22 protein-coding genes are annotated in these 16,636 nt (G+C 65.2%); all 22 read left to right on the top strand.

Annotated features, from left to right (window positions below; all coding sequences use genetic code 11):
• Positions 1-2 precede the first annotated feature (2 nt).
• Entirely contained in the window at positions 3-260 is a 258-nt protein-coding gene (locus OPU69_RS05120) for a hypothetical protein (RefSeq protein ID WP_498509558.1), read from the top strand.
• Positions 257-1,204, top strand: coding sequence for a hypothetical protein (locus OPU69_RS05125; RefSeq protein WP_498509559.1), 948 nt, complete (start codon positions 257-259; stop codon positions 1,202-1,204). Before OPU69_RS05120 ends, OPU69_RS05125 begins: the two co-directional genes overlap by 4 nt.
• Complete coding sequence (locus tag OPU69_RS05130) at positions 1,204-1,512, top strand: hypothetical protein (RefSeq protein ID WP_498509560.1); 309 nt, start codon at positions 1,204-1,206, stop codon at positions 1,510-1,512. Before OPU69_RS05125 ends, OPU69_RS05130 begins: the two co-directional genes overlap by 1 nt.
• The gene (locus OPU69_RS05135) at positions 1,505-3,481 is read left to right on the top strand and encodes a transposase domain-containing protein (RefSeq protein WP_498509561.1); all 1,977 of its coding nucleotides are present in this window, start codon (positions 1,505-1,507) and stop codon (positions 3,479-3,481) included. The genes OPU69_RS05130 and OPU69_RS05135 overlap by 8 nt, the downstream gene beginning before the upstream one ends.
• Positions 3,482-3,515: 34 nt before the next feature.
• Positions 3,516-4,487, top strand: coding sequence for an AAA family ATPase (locus OPU69_RS05140; RefSeq protein ID WP_498509562.1), 972 nt, complete (start codon positions 3,516-3,518; stop codon positions 4,485-4,487).
• A gap of 33 nt (positions 4,488-4,520) precedes the next feature.
• Positions 4,521-4,976 carry a hypothetical protein gene (locus OPU69_RS05145; RefSeq protein WP_498509563.1) on the top strand — a complete coding sequence of 152 codons (456 nt, stop codon included), beginning with the start codon at positions 4,521-4,523 and terminating at the stop codon, positions 4,974-4,976.
• Positions 4,973-5,254 carry an acyl carrier protein gene (locus OPU69_RS05150; protein WP_498509564.1) on the top strand — a complete coding sequence of 94 codons (282 nt, stop codon included), beginning with the start codon at positions 4,973-4,975 and terminating at the stop codon, positions 5,252-5,254. Before OPU69_RS05145 ends, OPU69_RS05150 begins: the two co-directional genes overlap by 4 nt.
• Positions 5,251-5,931 (top strand): gp16 family protein, encoded by a 681-nt coding sequence (locus tag OPU69_RS05155; RefSeq protein WP_498509565.1) that lies wholly within the window; start codon positions 5,251-5,253, stop codon positions 5,929-5,931. Before OPU69_RS05150 ends, OPU69_RS05155 begins: the two co-directional genes overlap by 4 nt.
• Positions 5,928-6,161, top strand: coding sequence for a hypothetical protein (locus tag OPU69_RS05160; RefSeq protein ID WP_498509566.1), 234 nt, complete (start codon positions 5,928-5,930; stop codon positions 6,159-6,161). Before OPU69_RS05155 ends, OPU69_RS05160 begins: the two co-directional genes overlap by 4 nt.
• Positions 6,162-6,171: 10 nt before the next feature.
• Positions 6,172-6,531, top strand: a complete 360-nt coding sequence (locus OPU69_RS05165) for a hypothetical protein (RefSeq protein ID WP_498509567.1) — start codon at positions 6,172-6,174, stop codon at positions 6,529-6,531.
• A gap of 102 nt (positions 6,532-6,633) precedes the next feature.
• On the top strand, positions 6,634-6,915 hold the full coding sequence (locus OPU69_RS05170; RefSeq protein ID WP_498509568.1) for a DUF7940 domain-containing protein: 282 nt from the start codon (positions 6,634-6,636) through the stop codon (positions 6,913-6,915).
• The gene (locus OPU69_RS05175; RefSeq protein ID WP_498509569.1) at positions 6,912-7,433 is read left to right on the top strand and encodes a glycoside hydrolase family protein; all 522 of its coding nucleotides are present in this window, start codon (positions 6,912-6,914) and stop codon (positions 7,431-7,433) included. Before OPU69_RS05170 ends, OPU69_RS05175 begins: the two co-directional genes overlap by 4 nt.
• Entirely contained in the window at positions 7,430-7,783 is a 354-nt protein-coding gene (locus tag OPU69_RS05180) for a DUF2730 family protein (RefSeq protein ID WP_498509570.1), read from the top strand. The genes OPU69_RS05175 and OPU69_RS05180 overlap by 4 nt, the downstream gene beginning before the upstream one ends.
• A complete protein-coding gene (locus OPU69_RS05185) occupies positions 7,780-8,085 on the top strand; it encodes a VpaChn25_0724 family phage protein (RefSeq protein WP_498509571.1) in 306 nt (101 codons plus the stop codon). The genes OPU69_RS05180 and OPU69_RS05185 overlap by 4 nt, the downstream gene beginning before the upstream one ends.
• A gap of 6 nt (positions 8,086-8,091) precedes the next feature.
• Complete coding sequence (locus tag OPU69_RS05190) at positions 8,092-8,676, top strand: DUF3486 family protein (protein ID WP_498509572.1); 585 nt, start codon at positions 8,092-8,094, stop codon at positions 8,674-8,676.
• Positions 8,673-10,352, top strand: a complete 1,680-nt coding sequence (locus OPU69_RS05195; RefSeq protein ID WP_498509573.1) for a hypothetical protein — start codon at positions 8,673-8,675, stop codon at positions 10,350-10,352. The genes OPU69_RS05190 and OPU69_RS05195 overlap by 4 nt, the downstream gene beginning before the upstream one ends.
• A 123-nt stretch (positions 10,353-10,475) precedes the next feature.
• The gene (locus tag OPU69_RS05200) at positions 10,476-12,062 is read left to right on the top strand and encodes a DUF935 domain-containing protein (RefSeq protein WP_498509574.1); all 1,587 of its coding nucleotides are present in this window, start codon (positions 10,476-10,478) and stop codon (positions 12,060-12,062) included.
• A complete protein-coding gene (locus OPU69_RS05205) occupies positions 12,055-13,335 on the top strand; it encodes a phage minor head protein (protein ID WP_498509575.1) in 1,281 nt (426 codons plus the stop codon). Before OPU69_RS05200 ends, OPU69_RS05205 begins: the two co-directional genes overlap by 8 nt.
• A gap of 90 nt (positions 13,336-13,425) precedes the next feature.
• Positions 13,426-13,899 carry a phage virion morphogenesis protein gene (locus tag OPU69_RS05210; RefSeq protein ID WP_498509576.1) on the top strand — a complete coding sequence of 158 codons (474 nt, stop codon included), beginning with the start codon at positions 13,426-13,428 and terminating at the stop codon, positions 13,897-13,899.
• Positions 13,900-14,025: 126 nt separating this feature from the next.
• Entirely contained in the window at positions 14,026-15,120 is a 1,095-nt protein-coding gene (locus tag OPU69_RS05215) for a phage protease (RefSeq protein WP_498509577.1), read from the top strand.
• Positions 15,120-15,524: a hypothetical protein gene (locus tag OPU69_RS05220; protein ID WP_498509578.1), complete on the top strand. Its 405-nt coding sequence runs from the start codon at positions 15,120-15,122 to the stop codon at positions 15,522-15,524. Before OPU69_RS05215 ends, OPU69_RS05220 begins: the two co-directional genes overlap by 1 nt.
• A 14-nt stretch (positions 15,525-15,538) precedes the next feature.
• Complete coding sequence (locus tag OPU69_RS05225; protein WP_498509579.1) at positions 15,539-16,432, top strand: Mu-like prophage major head subunit gpT family protein; 894 nt, start codon at positions 15,539-15,541, stop codon at positions 16,430-16,432.
• Positions 16,433-16,636: the final 204 nt, after the last annotated feature.

Consider the following 16,636-nt stretch of genomic DNA (forward strand, 5'->3'; position numbering starts at 1 on the left):
CGATGAAGCCTGAAGCTGTCGATCGCATTGAGCGCATTTATGACCAGATTGCCCTGGCCGAACGACGTGGCCAGACCGCCGCGACGATCATCGGCACATTAGTCGCTGACCATGGCGCAACCTATACCTGCAGGCCCTGTACCAACACGCTTCGGGTCGCGGGCGTCACCGCGACGTGCACCTGGTCAAAGGACGCAGGCCTGCTTTCCGGCTGGAAAAAGAACGCGACGGTGCGGATCGCGCGGGAGCGGATGAAGTGAGCAGCCCGCACCGCCCGAACATCCGCCGCGCAAAGGGCATCACACCCGACACCGTACGCGCTCTGCTCAACCTGCGCCATGCGGGCACAGACGTGGCCTATCTGCCGCTGGAGCGCATGCGCCTGGCTGATCAGGTCAAGGGCAGCGCGCCCATCGATCCGGCGGATGTACCTGCGTGCCTGCGTGATGATTGCATCTCTGATGCCCCAATGGCGCAGGAGCCCGTAATTCGGGGTAAGCAAGGCTTCACCATAGTCGACGAATACGCGACTTTTACGTCCACAGCACCGCTCGATCCCGCCGATGTTCCGGCCTGTATGCGGCCTGACTGTGATGGCTCCTTTGGCCAGCCGGTCATCATCGGCTTCGATTTTGCCAGCGCCCCTGATCAGACCGTCATCGCCGAATATCGCGACCAGTTGTTGAAGGCAGTCGAAGCTGTGGGGGTCGAGAAAATTCCGGCGTTCCCGCCTGCAATGGCCATCGAATTCATATCCGTCCCGCAGCCGCAACCCCCTCAGGGCTGCGCGGACGAGGCGCGGTCGGCGTTGCTAGCACCGGTGCCGACCGCGCCAACCGTCGATAAGCGCCAGCGTGCCAAATCGCAACGCCTGTCCGATAGCGAGATCGCCAGGGCTGATCGGCTGGACCGCATCCGCGAGGCGGCTGGCAAGCTGGCGCTGCGCAATCGGCCCGCGCCGCGTCCGTTGCCAGGACAGCGTAACCAGCGGCGCGATGTGGCTTCCGCTACCGACCCCATCGCCCAGCGCCGCGAAGCGATCGAGCGGGCGATCCGGTTCCTCAAGAGCAAGGCGATCCTGGTCGATATCCTCGATCGCAGCGCGATGATCCGGCGCTACCGCGTTGGCGGCAAGCGCGAGCCGATGCTCGCCGAAGAAGTCATCGAATACGCGCGCCAGCTCGGCATGGAGGAGCAGGGCTGATGCCGGTCGATCCCAAGATCCAATTTGCGCTCGACATGCCGCTACAGGGCAAGGCCAGCATCTGGCAGGTGCAGGGCAAGCGCAGAAGCAAGCCAAAGGGCGGATATGCCGCGCCGCCAGGCTCCGGTCCGGAGGGCGAATTCTGCAAAACCTGCCGCCACATCCGGCGCATGATGGGTGGTCGCAAGGCCTTCCCGAAATGCGCCCTCGTGAAATGGACCAGGGGGCCAGGAACCGACATTCGCGTCAACGCCCCGGCCTGCTCGCGCTGGTCGCACCCGGTGGAGGGTCAGCAGAACGATGGCTGACGTGTCCGCCTGGTACAATCTGACAGAGCTGGCGGCTATGGCACTGCCGGGCTTGCCTGCCGATCGGCGGCGGCTCGACGAGCGCGCCGAGGCGGAAGGCTGGGCGCACCGGATCGGGTCGGATGGCCTGCCCATGGCCCGCGCGCGCAAGGGACGCGGCGGCGGGATCGAATATCATGTCGAGCTGCTACCCGCAGCCGCTCGAATCGAGCTGATCCGGCGCGGCGCGATCGCGGCCGGCCCCGCTGCCGCCAATGACGGCGCACAGCCCGCATTGCGCTCCAGCGCATCGGGCTGGCACTGGCTGGAACAGCAGAGCGACAAGGTCCGTGAAGAGGCGCTGAAGCGCGCTGACATCCTGACGGCCGTGGAGACGTTCGAAGGCGCTGGGCTGACCCGCTCGGCGGCGATCGCCGCCGCTTCGGCAACGCATGACGTATCGACGGCCACGATTTGGGGCTGGCTGGGCCTGGTCAAGGGCATCGCTCGCGAGGATTGGCCGGTGGCCCTGGCTCCGCGTCGCAGCGGTGGCGGCAAGCGGGCCGAGATCGACCCGCGCGCGTGGGACTTTATCCGGGCCGACTGGCTGCGCGATTCCAAGCCGAGCTTCGCCTCGTGCTTCCGCCGCCTGGAGCGCTATGCGGCGCAGGAGAATATCGAGCTGCCGCACAAGGTTACGCTGCGCCGCAGGCTTGAGCGAGATCTCGATCGGCGCGTCGTCGTCGCCACCCGGGAAGGCAAGGAGGCGCTGCGGCGCATGTTGCCGCCGCAGTCGCGATCGGTCGAGGACCTGCACGCGCTCGCCCTCATCACCATGGATGGCCACAAGTTCGACGTCTGGGTCCGCTGGCCAGGCATTGAAAAGCCGATCCGCCCCGTCATGGTCGCCATCCAGGACGTGTTCTCCCGCAAGATACTGGGCTGGCGCATTGGCGTCACCGAGTCCGCGCACCTGACCCGGCTGGCACTGGCCGACGTGATGCGCGATTTTGGCATCCCCAAGGCCTGCGTCATGGACAATGGCCGGGGCTTTGCCTCCAAATGGGTGACCGGCGGCTCCAAGACCCGCTTCCGCTTCAAAATCCGCGATGATGAACCGCTCGGCCTGCTGACCCTGCTCGGGGTGAACATCCACTGGACATTGCCCTATCGCGGCCAGTCCAAGCCGATCGAGCGTGCGTTCCGCGACATGTGCGACGATATCGCCCGCCACCCGGCCTGCGATGGGGCCTGGAGCGGCAACCGGCCCGACGCCAAGCCCGACAGCTATCAGAGCAAGGCCGTCGATCACCATGCATTTATCGCGCTGGTGAAGGACGAGATCGCCGCGCACAATGCTCGCCCCGGCAGGCGCTCGCAGGGTGCGGCCGGACGCAGCTTCGACCAGACTTTCGCCGACAGCTATGTCCACGCGCCGATCGGCCGTGCATCGCGTGAGCAGCTACGCCTTGCCCTGCTCGCGGGCGAGCAGGTTGGAACGCACCGCGAATCCGGCACGATCACTCTGTTCGGCAACCGCTACTGGTCGCAGGAGCTGATGCAGATCGCCGGGGCCAAGGTGATCGTGAGGTTCGATCCGGATGATCTGACCTTGCCGGTGCATGTCTACGATCGCGCAGGCCGGTTCCTGGTCAGCGCCCCGCTGATCGAGCAGACCGGCTTCCTCGATGTCGATGCCGCGCGGACGCGCGCCCGTCTGGAAGCCGAGCACCGCAAGACGACGCGCCGCATGACCGAACTGGAGCGGCGCATGTCGCCCAGCGACGTCGCGGCCCGCCTGCCCAATTTCGGCCCGCCCGACGATCTGCCCGACGCTGCTGTCCTGCGCCCGGTTCGCGTCCGTGGCCAGACCAGCGCCGCCGTGGCGCTTCCCGTGCCGGTCCCTGAGGCGACCGCAAATGACGCCCCAGCGACCTCTCACGACCAGTTTCTCGACCGGTTTTCCCAACTGCGCCTGGTCGACGAATGACCCCGATTTTTTGACCCCGAATAAGGAGCGAGTAATGACAATCACCCCGATCACCGCTGCAGCGAGCAGCATCGACATCGAGGAGCAGCGCGCCTGGCTGATCGACCACAAGTCGGCGACCGGCATGAGCTGGTCAGAGATCGCCAAGCGCATCGGCCGATCGGCAGGCACGCTCAGCCAGTTCGGCTCGACGCGCGGCTATGCCGGGGATGAAAGCGGCGTTGCCGAAGAGGTCGAGCGCTATCGCCAGTCGCTCGCCAGCCAGTCGGCCCTGTCGGTTGCGACGCCGAATCCTCCGCCGTTCTTTGCCGGGCCAACGGCTCGCGAGATCCAGTCGATCCTGTCGTACGCGCAGCGCGGCCGCATGGCCGTCATCGCGACCGGCGCTGGCCTCGGCAAGACGACGTCGCTTGAAGATTACCAGTCGAAGTTCGCCAACGTCTGGGTCGCCACCATGCGCCCCAGTTCATCGAGCATCGCGCCGATGCTCCAGGCAGTCTTGAGGGCGATCGGTGAAAAGGACGTCAATGGTCCCCCGAACCAGCTCTCGGCGCGCATCGAAGAACGGCTTGTGCGCACGGGCGGACTGCTTGCCATCGACGAAGCCCAACATCTCAAGCAGCCGTCGCTGGATGAGCTTCGCTCGCTCCATGACGCTACCGGTATCGGTATTGCGTTGCTCGGCAACATCAAGGTGTTGTCGCGGCTCGAAGGCGGCAGCCGCAGTGCAGATTTTGCGCAGCTCTACAGTCGCATCGGTCTGCGCATGATCCGTCCCCTAGCATTGCAGGGCGACGCCGATGCGCTGTGCGACGCATGGGGCTTGGAGCAGGAAGACCAGCGCCGTGCCGTCCGGAATATCTGCCAGAAACCGGGCAGCCTGCGCATTGCGACCCTGACGCTCGAACTCGCCTTCATGATGGCAGGCAGCGAGGGCGTTTCGCCCACCGCAGGCCATATCCGCGATTGCTGGGCGCAGCTCTCGACCCGGCAGATCGCCGCCTGATCACAATCCCCTGACTATATAGGAGCGACCCAGATGTCCGACCTTTACGAGCTGGAAAAGCACAATGTGTGCATCGCAGAATTCTGGCCATTACCCAACGGCCATGTTCCCGCGTCCCTGATCGATTTCATGGAAGAACTCGGCGAGTTGCCGGGGAGCTTGGTTGAAACGCTGGGCTGGGCTGGTGACCCTTTCTATCTGATGGAAACCAGCGAGATGCTGTTTGACGGGCCTGGGGGAGGCGCGCTGTGTGCTTGGCAAAGCCTGATGCGCGATCTCGAACTGCGCGGGAAGGCCGGGTTCTTGGTCCATCTTCGCCGTCCGCTGATTAAATACGGACCCGACCACATCCAGTCGATAAACTGGGCCATTCAATCCATTTATTGCGGCTTCAGCGAAACCATCGACGGCGCAATTGCGACGGCCCTTGCACTCGCCAAGGATTTGGACGCGCTGGGTTACCGCGATGCAAAGCGAGCCCAGGCATGAGCGCCGCCCAGAAAGAGGCCGCTGATGCGTTGCCGATCGAGGTGCGCGTCGCCCGGATCATCGCCGATCATCTTGCCACGGCCATTACGGGCGACTGCCTGTCACCTGATGCCCATCTCGCCGACGATCTACACGCCGATGCGATCGACCAGATTGAGTTGGCACTTGCGATGGAAGACGAATTCGACATCGCCATCACCGATGACCAGGGCGCATCTTGCGAGACGGTCGGCGATTGGCAGCAGCTCGTGCGTCAGCTGGTCGAGGCCAAGCCATGACCGCGCCGCACGCCAGCTCGCAGCGCCGCTCCATGATCGGCAAGCTGCATGTCGCCAAGAACCAGCTGGCCATGGCCGAGGATGATTACCGCGCGCTGCTCCAGCGCAGCGCCGGTGTCATGTCGGCGGCCGAGGCGGATATCGCAGGGCTCGATCGCGCGCTGAAGGCGATGGAAGGGCTCGGCTGGAAGGCGCTTCCTCCGACCAGGCGCAAGAGCGGCAAGAGCAGCTCCACCCGCCGCCCGGCTGACCATCCCGTCGCCCGCAAGGCCCGCGCGCTGTGGATCAGCCTCTGGCAGCTCGGCGCGATCGACAACGCCTCGGAACAGGCGCTGGAAGCCTTCGCCAAGCGCCAGCTCGGCTGCACTGCCCTGCAATGGGCCGACCAGTCGCAATGCGACCGGCTGATCGAGGCGCTGAAGGCGATTGCGATTCGCCATGGCTGGAAGGCGACCGGCAGCATCGCCGTGCTGAAGCGCGATCTGTGCCGGGCAATCCTCGCGAGGCTGGTCGAGATCGGCCACGTGCCTGCGCAATGGTCGCTTAAGGACGCGATGTTCCGCCTCTTCGGTGAGGAGGATTTTCGCGAGCTCGATGTCGAGCATCTGACGCGCGCAGCCGGAGAGTTGGGCCGGATGCTCCGCGAACACCAACCCTCGAAAGGAGCCGCAGCATGAGCGCGCGCGTCACCACCATCGCCGATATTCGTGCCCGGCTAACCGCACCAGCCCGACGCAGCACTGCCCTGTCTGTCGCGCTGCGCCGCGCACCGCTTGGCACCTACGCGCAGGGTCGCGCGTGCCCGGCTTGCGCTGGCGGTGCATGGCATATCGGGCGCAGCACCGCCGAATGCAGCGGTTGCGGCTTCGTGCTTCCTCTGGCCTCGCCTGGTCTGGGCGAGGGCTGAAGTCAGCCGCATGCACGACCACCTTTCCTCCGAACTGATCGGCCTGTTGGGTGAAGCGGCTTTTGTCGCCCTGACCGAACGGTTCGGAGGAACGCGCCTCCATGTCCCGCGCAGCATCGGCCCCGAGCACGAACTTGCACAGGCTTTGGGTCAGGAAGCCGCCGATCGGCTGGCGCGGTCCTACACGTCGGCCACCTTGCGCATCCCTCTTGCGCGCGAACTGCGCGCCCGGCACTATCGGGCGCAGGGGCTCAGCAATGCGCAGATTGCGCGCAAGCTCGGCATCACCGAAACCGGGGTGGACAAGCTGTTTCGCCGTATGGCATCGCCGCCGGTCAAGGGCTCGGCCCAGTATCTCCTTCCGCTCTGAACACCGTCCATTCGGGCACCCGCCCGCCTTGGCGGGCATGGCAGCAGAGCACTCCCCCAGCGCATTTTCGCGGCAGATTTTCTCCTGACACGAGGAGCCGCCATGCGCGCCCGCATCACATCGTTTTTCGCCCGCCACCTTGTTTCCGACGCTGCTGACTGGTGGCGCTGGTGGTCGCTCCGCCTCATGGCGCTTGCGGCTTTCGTCCAGGCTCTCAGCCTGTCTTCACCCGATGCGCTGCTGGTCGCCTGGCAGAACCTGCCGCCCGATCTGCGCGCCATGCTGCCTGCTCGCATTGCCGACCTCGTGCCGCTCGCCCTGACGATCGCGGCCATCATCGCGCGCCACGTCAAACAGGCCCCGCCTGCGGAGCGCCGCGCATGAGCCGCGCCGGAGAAACCGCTCCCCGTCCTGGCCTCAAAAAGGCGGGCGTCGTCGGCTCCGTCATGGTGATGATGGGCGCGCTGACCGCTCTGCTCGCCACCTGGGAAGGCAAGAGCAACGATCCGTATCTCGACAGCGTTGGCGTCCGCACGGTCTGCTATGGCGAAACGCGCGTCGAGATGCGGCGTTACAGCGACGCCGAATGCCGCCTGATGCTGGAGGAAGGCGCGGCCGAATTCGCCGAAGCGGTGCGTCAGCGCAATCCGAACATCGCCAACTATCCCTATCAATGGGCCGCGCATACCTCGCTTGCCTACAATATCGGCATAGCGGCCTATAACCGCTCCAGCGTCGCCCGCCTTTTCTCCCAGGGCAAGCATCGCGAGGCGTGCGAGTTCATCGGCAAGTTTCGCATGGCGGGCGGCAAGGTGCTGCGCGGCCTCGTGCTGCGAAGACAGGGCGACACCAAGCGGATCGGCGAAGTCGAGGTCTGCCTCACCGGGATCGGCGCTGCATGACCTTCAACCTCATTGCCCAATGGCTCGGCGTTTGCGCCTTGCTCGTATCGATCGCGAACACGGTCTGGGTCTGGCTGTCGGTTGGCCGGGCCGGGATCGAGAAGAAGCTTACCGAGCTCGGCACCAAGATCGACGCACTGGCGACCACGATCGATTCCCATGACAGCCGCATTCAGGCCGTCGAAGCCGAGCAGCGCCACACCCCGACGAAACAGGACTTCCAGCGCCTGGAGCTCGATCTGACCCGCGTAACCGGACAGATCGACACTCTGAGCCGCGAGCTCAGCGGGGTCGCCCGGACAGTTCAGCGCATCGACGATTATCTCCGTTCCGCGAGCCAGAAACCATGAACACTCCCAGCTTCGACGAAGTCGTCGCCCGCGACGCGCGCCTGTGCATCCTGCGCGAGCTGGCCAACCAGACCAATGGCCAGCTGAATGATGCCACGCTGCTCCAGGTGCTCGACATTTTCGGCTTCAATCGCTCGCGCGAATGGGTCCGTACCCAGCTCAACAAGCTGGAGGAGCTGGGAGCCGTTCGGCTGAACAAGGCAGGGACGGTCATCGTCGCCGAACTGCGCCGCGCGGGCCGGGACCATGTCGAGCGCCGGGCCGTGATCGACGGCATCAGCCGTCCGTCCGATGAAGCGTGACCGCGCATGAACGAGTCCGCTTCCAGCCGCCGCGAGGGCCGGGGTCGGCTGTCGACCATCGACATGCTGCCAGACGAGGCCGAACCTGACCTCGTCTGGGCGGTCGAGCAGCTGCGCGAGCGCAAAATGCACGCCCGTGCGATCCTGGACGAGTTCAATGCCCGGCTGGCCGATCGCGGAATCGCCCCCATTAGCAAGTCGGCCTGGGGCCGCTATGCCGTCCGCAAGGCCATCCAGTTCCGCAAGCTCGACGAAGTCCGCCGCATTTCTGACGAGCTGGTCGAGAGCCTGGGCGCGGACGGCCCCGATCAGGTGACTGTCGCGGTTGCCGAAATGGTCAAGCTTGCTGCCTTCCGGCTTCTGGAAGGTGGCGATGCCGGGGCGAAGGACGTCAACGAGCTCGCGCGCGCGCTCAACTCAGCCGTCAACGCCCAAAAGACCTCAGCTGAGCATCGCCGCCGGATCGAGGCGCAAATTCAGGACAAGCTGGTCAGCGCTGCCGACAAGGCCGAGACGCTCGCCCGCGAGGCAGGCCTTGGCGCAGACCGGATCGCACAGATGCGCCGCGACGTGCTCGGCCTGCGCGTATGAGCGAGCTACAGCCTCCCAAGGCCGAACAGCAGGTTGTTTCGCCGGTCCTGGCGCGCCATCCCGAGCAGCTCCCGCGCGAATTGCCGCGCGGGGCTGAGCTGCCCGCCGATCACGATCCGCTGGCGGACGGCATCCTGATGAAGCATCAGAAGGAGTGGCTGGAAGACCGCTCCGACCTGAAGCTCGGGGAAAAGGGTCGGCGGACGGGCATCACCTATGCCGAGGCGCTCGACGATACGCTGATCGCCGCTGCCGCGCGATCGGCCGGTGGCGACAATGTCTTCTATATCGGCGATACCAAGGACAAGGGCCGCGAGTTCATCGGCTATGTCGCGCACTTCGCGCGCGTCGTCGCCAAGGAACTGGTCGACGTCGAAGAGTTCCTGTTCGAGGACGAACGCGATGATGGCAGCTCGCGCTTCATTGCCGCCTATCGCGTCACCTTTGCCAGCGGCTTCCGCGTCGAGGCCCTGTCGTCACGGCCGGAAAACATTCGCGGCCTGCAGGGCGTCGTCGTCATCGATGAGGCCGCGTTCCACAAGGACGTGCGGGCTGTGCTCGATGCCGTCAACGCGCTGCTGATCTGGGGCGGCAAGATCCGCATCATCTCCACGCACAATGGCGTGCTCAACCCGTTCAACGAGCTGATCGGCGAGGCCAAGGCCGGGAAAATCCCGTACTCGCTCCACTATATCCCGTTCCAGAAGGCGGTGGACAATGGGCTTTACCGCCGCGTCTGCCTGCTGCGCGGATGGACCTACACGGCGGAGGCTGAAGCCGCATGGGAAGCGCGAATTCGCGGCAGCTATGGCGTTCGCGAAGCGCAGATGCGGCAGGAGCTGGACGCGATCCCGGCCGATGCGGAAGGTGCGGCGCTGCCGCGCGTCGTCATCGAGCGCGCGACCAGCCCGGACGTGCCGGTTATCCGCTGGGTGTTGCCCGACAGCTTCAAGGAAGCCGATCCCAAGATACGCGCGGGGCTGACGCAGGAGTTTCTGGCAACCAAGCTCGCACCGGTCCTTGCCCGGCTCGATCCCAAGCTGCGCCATGATTTCGGCATGGACTTCGCGCGCTCGGGAGATGCCTCGTCTATGATCGCCAATGCCTATGGCCAGGACTTGGTCCGGCATGGCGCATTCGTCCTGGAGCTGCGCAACGTGCCTTACGAGACCCAGCGCGATATCGTCTTCTATGTCGGTGACAAGCTGCCGCGCTTTGGTCATGGCGCGTTCGATGCCACCGGCAACGGTGCCTATCTGGCCGAAGTCTCGCGCCAGAAATGGGGCGAGCGCATCAGCGAGGTCAAGCTCAGTGCCGAATGGTACCGGCAGAACTCGCCGCCCTATGTCGAGGCCGTGGCCGACTGTTCGGTCATCCTGGCGGCGGATGCCGATATCGTGCGCGACCATCAGGCGCTCCAGTTCACCAACGGCGTGATCCGCGTGCCCGAGGATATGCGCTACAAGGGTGCGGACGGACTGGAGCGCCATGGCGACTCTGCGATCGCCGGGATACTCGCCTGGTTCGCCTCGCGGCAGACGGCCGCAGAATATGGCTATGAAGCAGTCACTGCCGCCAATCCGGATCACGACCTGGACGATGACGAGACGGGCAATGGTCGGTGGTGGAGACAGCCTCTGGGCGCTCGCCTGCGCGCCGGAGGTGGCGTCTGGTGACCCGGCCCATTTTAAGCCCCGTCAGCGCCATCCGCGCCCGCGACCGGATCATGGCGGGGAAAACGCCTGCACCCGCCCTCTTAACCCCTCTTAAATCGCCCACAGGGCCGAATGGACCCCGCCATGCCCCAGCTGCTTGACCAATATGGTAATCCGATCGATCGATCCGCCCTGAAGCGCGAAGTGGCTGGACCGACCCTGGCTGGTGTCCGCTCGCCGATCGCGGGCTATCCGGCAGATGGCCTGACGCCGGTGCGCCTGGCCAATATTCTGCGCGAAGCTGACCAGGGCAACCCACTGCGCTATTTCGAGCTGGCCGAGCTGATCGAGGAACGCGACCTCCATTATGCGGGCGTGCTCGGCACCCGGAAGCGATCGGTGGCGCAGATCGAGATCACGGTGGAGGCAGCATCGGACTCGGCCCGCGATGTGGCGATCGCCGACATGGTCCGCGCAGGGCTGAAGCGTGACGAGCTCCAGGACGAGATGTTCGACATGCTCGATGCCGTCGGCAAGGGCGTGAGCTTCACCGAGATAATGTGGGACACCAGCGAAGGCCAGGTCATGCCGGAGAGGCTCGAATGGCGTGATCCGCGCTGGTTCGAATTCGATCGTGTCGATGGCCGCACGCCGATGCTGCTCGGAGGCGAGGATGGCAACAGCCCGAGCGCGCCGCTGCCCGGCTTCAAGTTCGTCTATCTCAACATCAAGGCAAAGTCGGGCTTGCCTGTCCGCTCCGGCCTCGCTCGGCTCGCCGCCTGGGCATGGATGTTCAAGGCCTTTACCCAGCGCGACTGGGCGATTTTCAGCCAGACCTATGGCCAGCCCATCCGCGTCGGCCGGTTTCATGCAGGGGCATCGAAAGAGGATCGCGCCACGCTCTTTCGCGCGGTCGCCAATATCGCGGGCGACTGCGCCGCGATCATCCCCCAGGGCATGGATATCGAATTCATCGAATCGGCGAACGTCGGCGCAGGGTCGGACCTGTATGAGCGCCGTGCCGACTGGCTCGATCGGCAGGTGTCCAAGGCGGTCCTGGGCCAGACCACCACCACCGATGCGATCAGCGGTGGTCACGCGGTCAGCAAAGAGCACCGCGAGGTACAACAGGATATCGAGCGCGCCGACGCACGCTCGCTCGCAGCCGCGATCAACCGCGACCTTGTTCGCCCCTGGGTCGATCTCGAATACGGCCCGCAAAAGGCCTATCCGCGCGTCGTCATCGCCCGACCGGAGGCAGAAGACCTGACCGCCATGGCCGAACAGCTGTCCAAGCTCGTTCCGCTGGGCCTTCGTGTCCAGGCCAGCGAGGTGCGTGACAAGCTCGGCCTTTCCGACCCAGATCCCGGCGCTGAGCTGCTCGGCCCGTCCGTCGTTGCGCCGCCAACCGGGACTGCGCCCGCCCCGGCGATTACGTCCGCCGTCTCCACGGCGCTGCAGCAGCGACAGCCAGAAGCTGCCCCCGATCCAGCCGACGCGATCGGCGACCAGCTTGCCGAGCTGGCGGCACCGGCCATGGCTGAGCTGCTCGAGCAGATCGAGGCAATGATGGAAACCGCCACCGATCTTGCCGAGCTGCGCGAGATGCTGCGAGCTGCCATGCCGCAGCTCGATCGCAAGGCCCTGGGCGAAACGCTGGCGCTGGCCTTTGTTGCCGCGCAGGCCGCAGGCCGGTTCGATGCGGAAAACGAAAGCGTGAACGGTGCCTGAGAGCCACGAGAGCAGCCTCTCAGGCGCACTCAAGCGGCCATTCCCTCAGCAGGTCGCGTTCTTCCGGGGCAAGCTAGGCAAGCTCGTGCCGACGCGTCGATGGGACGATATCACCGAGGCCGAACATGACCGAGCGTTTATGGTGGCGGGAGCCGTCCAGGCCGATCTCCTGACCGATCTCGCTGCGGCCGTCGATCGCTCGATCACCGAAGGCCAGAGCCTGGACACCTTTCGCAAGGACTTCCGCGCGATCGTGCAGAAGAATGGCTGGCACGGCTGGACCGGCGAAGGGACCCGAGCAGGCGAGGCATGGCGCACGCGCACCATCTACCGCACCAATGCCAGTACCAGCTACGCTGCCGGACGCTTCGCCCAGCTGGTCGAGGGCGATTTTCCGTTCTGGGTCTATCTGCACGGCGGCAGCAAGGAGCCGCGGATCAATCATCTGAGCTTCAACGGCCTGGTTCTGCCGCCCGCTCATCCCTTCTGGCTGCGCTTCTATCCGCCCTCGGACTGGGGCTGCAGCTGCTATGTCGTCGGCGCGCGCAGCCTGCGCGCCGCCCGCCGCCTGGGCGGCGATCCGGACAAGCAACTGCCCGCTGGCTGGGATAAGCCCGATCCAAAGACCGGCCGTTTGCCAGGGCTGGGCAAAGGCTGGGGCTATGCGCCGGGAGCATCGGTAGCATCGACCGTCAACGCTCTGGCCGAAAAGGCGGTGCGCTGGGATCACCGGATCGCCAAGGGCTTCATGGAGACCGTGCCGGAAGCGCAGCGCGATGCCCTGGCCCGCGCGTATCGTAATCTGCCCTCTGTCGCTGACGATGCTCGGCGGTACGCGCAGCGGATCTTCGACCCACCGCCGGGCCCGGTGGAAACGCCTCCGGTCAGGACGCTTGGCCTTGCTACGTCAGATCAGGTCGCCACGATCAACGCCATGCAGGACGTCGCCGACATTTCGCTGTTCGACTATGTGATGGAGCCGCCCCGCATCGTCCACATCTTCAACCGGCACGGCCCGCCTTCGAAAGAAAGCCTCAAGTTGACTGCGGAGGATTTCGCGCTGCTGCCCCAGCTGCTCAACGCACCCGATGCGATCGAATATGGTAAGGAACAGATCGATCCCGACGCGCCGGTCATCACCATGCGCAAGCGCATTGGCGGGCTCGAATATGAGGCGGTCTGGGTCATTCAGAAGGGCAGGCGATCGCTCTCGCTCAAAACCTTCTACATCGTGCGGAAAGTGCGCGCCGCCCCCGCCGACCTCACGTCCTGAACGTCCCCCGGCAGTAACCGGGATGGCCGATGCAGGGCAGCGCGCAGACGGAGAATAGCCATGATTGCTGTAAAATTCAATAATGAGGCCATGCTGGCCAGTCTGCGAGGCCTGCGATCGCGCCTGGCGGATATGACCCCGGTCTATCGCGACATCGGCGAATACATGGTCAAGGCGACGCGCGACCGCTTTGTCAGCGGCACCGATCCGGACGGCAAAGCCTGGGCACCCAAGAAGCAATCGACGATCGATCGCTATCGCGCCAATGGCGATGGCGAGCTGCTCAGCCCATTGATTGGCCCCTCGCGCCGCCTCGGCCGCGAAATCTTCCCTATTGTTTCCCGGTCGGGCGTCCAGATCGGCAGCGCGCTCATCCAGGCCGCCGTTATGCAGTTTGGCGCAGCGAAGGGCGCATTCGGCACGACCAGCCGGGGCCAGTCGATCCCCTGGGGCACAATTCCGGCGCGCGCCTATCTCGGCATCTCGCCCGCCGACGAGACCAATATCCTCGACATCGTCGCCGAATGGCTCGAAGGCGCGATCGATGCCGGCGGCGAAATCTGAACGCTGGGCTCTGGCCAATTGACCGCAGCGAATTGCATCGCCACTATCGGCCTGGCTCCCTGATCCGCCATCCGCCCGCCTTGGCGGGCATGGTTTGAGCCTTGGGCCGCCGCCAAACAGGGCGGCATGAACCGCCCCGCTTCCACCATCGCACTTTGCTCGGCCCAGCTGCTGCCTGTCAGCGCTGCCGGGGCTGTCGAGGTGCCCGAATGGATACACCTTCTGCCCGCAGGCCCTGTCGGCACCAATGACGGGCGCGGTCCCTACAAGGTGCGCGATGCGGCCGCGCTGATGGCGGCGTCGATCGCCGATGGCACGCCGCTCGTCCTGGACGAAAATCACGCAACCGATCTTGCAGCCCCTAAGGGGCAGTCCGCGCCTGCACGCGGATGGATCGTCGAGCTTCAGGCGCGGCAGGATGGCATCTGGGGCCGCGTCGAATGGACAGCTGAAGGCCGCCGCCTCGTCGAGGATCGGGCCTATCGCGGCGTTTCCCCCGTCATCGCGCACCAGAAGGACGGAACCATCGTGGCGATCCGCCGCGCCAGCCTCGTCAACCAGCCCAATCTTTCCGGGCTCACTGCCCTGCACCAGGAGAAGACCATGGACCTTAAGGAAATGCTGATCGAGGCGCTGGGCCTCGATCCGGCGGCCAGTGACGAGGATGTCGTCGCCGCCGTCAAGAAGTGGAAGGACATGCCGGGCGGCGATGCCACCAAGACGGCGCTTCAGTCCGCCCTCTCGCCGATCGCGCTTGCCGCTGGCCTCGCGGCCACGTCCGACCAGTCCGCTGTGCTCGTCGGCGTGCAGCAGCTCGCCGCTCGCGCCAAACAGGGTGGCGACAATGCGGTCATCACCGCGCTCCAGTCCGAACTGGCCGACGTCACCGGAAAGCTCAACACCCTAACCGAAAGCACGGCGCGCAAGGATGCGGAATCCTATGTCGACGGCGCGATCCGTGAAGGCCGTGTCGGGGTCAAGCCTATGCGCGATGAATACATCGCCATGCACATGGAAGACCGCGAGCGGACCGAAAAGCTGATCGGCGCCATGCCGGTGCTCAAGGGCTCGCACGCTTCCGCCATCGCGCCCAGCGACCCCACCAAGCCCGGCCAGCTCAGCGAAGCCGACAACCAGGTCATCGCTCTGATGGGTCTCGACCCTGAAGAATATCGCAAGAGCCTCGCCGCTTCCGGCGCGGCCCAGGAGGAGGCACTCTAATGGCTGCACTCACTGCCGATCGCAACACGCCCGAACAGCGCGGCGATATCGAAAGCCACCCGATCAAGACGGCCACCACGATCTTTGCCGGTGCGCTCGTCTGTCTCGATGCCAGCGGCTGGGCCGTGCCGGGCTCCACGGCCACCACGCTTACCGCGATCGGCCGCGCCGAGGAGAATGTCGTCAACGGCGGTGCCAATGGCGCGAAGTCCGTCCGCGTCCGCCGTGGCCGCTTCCGCTGGAACAACAGCGCCGCCGGCGACGCCATCACCAGGGCTGACATCGGCAAGACGGCCTATGTCGTCGATGACCAGACGGTGGCCAAGACCAACGGCACGAACACCCGTTCCGCTGCCGGAATCATCCGTGACGTGGACGCCCAGGGCGTCTGGGTCGAGACCTGAAGGATCAATCTGACATGCAGATCAATGCTCAAAATCTGGCAGCCGTGCGCACCGGCTTCAGCGCGGCCTATGCGCGTGGCACCGGCGCGGCGACCTCGCAGTATTCCCGCATCGCCACCGTCGTGCCGAGCTCGACCAAGGAACAGACCTATGGTTGGCTGGGCAAGGTGCCCAACGTCCGCGAATGGCTGGGTCCGCGCGCGCTCCAGAACCTGCAACAGAGCAGCTACACCATCCGCGAGAAGAAATGGGAACTGACCATTTCGGTTGATCGCGACGATATCGAAACCGACAATATCGGCGTCTATGCGCCCATGTTCGAAGAGATGGGCCGCTCGACCTCCAGCTGGTGGGACGTGCTGTGCTGGTCGCTGCTCAAGCAGGGCTTCAGCACCGAGTGCTACGACGGTCAGAACTATTTCGACACCGATCATCCGGTCCTGGATGAAAACGGCAACATGACGACCGTCGCCAACACCGATGGCGGTTCCGGCACGCCCTGGTTCCTGGTCGACACCAACCGATCGCTCAAGCCGATCATCCTCCAGAAGCGCAAGGACTTCAAGTTCGTCGCGAAGGACAAGGAAACCGACGACAACGTCTTCGACAACAACGAATTCGTTTACGGCTCGGATGCCCGCGCCAATGTCGGTTTCGGCTTCTGGCAGTTCGCCTGGGGCAGCAAGCAGACGCTCAATGCCGCGAACTATGCGGCTGCGCGCGCCGCGCTGTCGGGAATGAAGGGCGATTACGGTCGTCCGCTGGGCCTGCAGCCGAACCTGCTGATCGTGCCTCCGTCGCTCGAAAGCGCTGGCCTGAAGATCCTCAACAACGAGCTGGGGACCAATGGCGAGAGCAACGAATGGAAGGGCACGGCCGAGCTGCTCAACGTCCCCTGGCTGGCCTGATCGCCGCCAACTGACCCCGAATAGAAGGACACCCCGATGCCCCCGAAAAAAACCACCAACAAGAGCGCGCCGGACGGCAAGGCTGCAGGAGGGTCGCTCCGGCCTGCAACCGGCCCAGCGCTGTCCGGCACCACACCCGCGCCTGGGGAAGCCGCTGGTGATGGCAGCAGTGGGGGGGGGGGGGGGGGGGGGGGGGGGGGGGGG

The sequence above is a fragment of the Blastomonas sp. 34TW genome (genome assembly GCF_059803595.1).

Bases quoted from the DNA above. Each gene is read 5' to 3' on its own strand.
- OPU69_RS05120 (WP_498509558.1), top strand. From the start codon at position 3: ATGAAGCCTGAAGCTGTCGATCGCATTGAGCGCATTTATGACCAGATT.
- OPU69_RS05130 (WP_498509560.1), top strand. From the start codon at position 1,204: ATGCCGGTCGATCCCAAGATCCAATTTGCGCTCGACATGCCGCTACAG.
- OPU69_RS05135 (WP_498509561.1), top strand. From the start codon at position 1,505: ATGGCTGACGTGTCCGCCTGGTACAATCTGACAGAGCTGGCGGCTATG.
- OPU69_RS05140 (WP_498509562.1), top strand. From the start codon at position 3,516: ATGACAATCACCCCGATCACCGCTGCAGCGAGCAGCATCGACATCGAG.
- OPU69_RS05145 (WP_498509563.1), top strand. From the start codon at position 4,521: ATGTCCGACCTTTACGAGCTGGAAAAGCACAATGTGTGCATCGCAGAA.
- OPU69_RS05150 (WP_498509564.1), top strand. From the start codon at position 4,973: ATGAGCGCCGCCCAGAAAGAGGCCGCTGATGCGTTGCCGATCGAGGTG.
- OPU69_RS05155 (WP_498509565.1), top strand. From the start codon at position 5,251: ATGACCGCGCCGCACGCCAGCTCGCAGCGCCGCTCCATGATCGGCAAG.
- OPU69_RS05160 (WP_498509566.1), top strand. From the start codon at position 5,928: ATGAGCGCGCGCGTCACCACCATCGCCGATATTCGTGCCCGGCTAACC.
- OPU69_RS05165 (WP_498509567.1), top strand. From the start codon at position 6,172: ATGCACGACCACCTTTCCTCCGAACTGATCGGCCTGTTGGGTGAAGCG.
- OPU69_RS05170 (WP_498509568.1), top strand. From the start codon at position 6,634: ATGCGCGCCCGCATCACATCGTTTTTCGCCCGCCACCTTGTTTCCGAC.
- OPU69_RS05175 (WP_498509569.1), top strand. From the start codon at position 6,912: ATGAGCCGCGCCGGAGAAACCGCTCCCCGTCCTGGCCTCAAAAAGGCG.
- OPU69_RS05180 (WP_498509570.1), top strand. From the start codon at position 7,430: ATGACCTTCAACCTCATTGCCCAATGGCTCGGCGTTTGCGCCTTGCTC.
- OPU69_RS05185 (WP_498509571.1), top strand. From the start codon at position 7,780: ATGAACACTCCCAGCTTCGACGAAGTCGTCGCCCGCGACGCGCGCCTG.
- OPU69_RS05190 (WP_498509572.1), top strand. From the start codon at position 8,092: ATGAACGAGTCCGCTTCCAGCCGCCGCGAGGGCCGGGGTCGGCTGTCG.
- OPU69_RS05195 (WP_498509573.1), top strand. From the start codon at position 8,673: ATGAGCGAGCTACAGCCTCCCAAGGCCGAACAGCAGGTTGTTTCGCCG.
- OPU69_RS05200 (WP_498509574.1), top strand. From the start codon at position 10,476: ATGCCCCAGCTGCTTGACCAATATGGTAATCCGATCGATCGATCCGCC.
- OPU69_RS05210 (WP_498509576.1), top strand. From the start codon at position 13,426: ATGCTGGCCAGTCTGCGAGGCCTGCGATCGCGCCTGGCGGATATGACC.
- OPU69_RS05215 (WP_498509577.1), top strand. From the start codon at position 14,026: ATGAACCGCCCCGCTTCCACCATCGCACTTTGCTCGGCCCAGCTGCTG.
- OPU69_RS05220 (WP_498509578.1), top strand. From the start codon at position 15,120: ATGGCTGCACTCACTGCCGATCGCAACACGCCCGAACAGCGCGGCGAT.
- OPU69_RS05225 (WP_498509579.1), top strand. From the start codon at position 15,539: ATGCAGATCAATGCTCAAAATCTGGCAGCCGTGCGCACCGGCTTCAGC.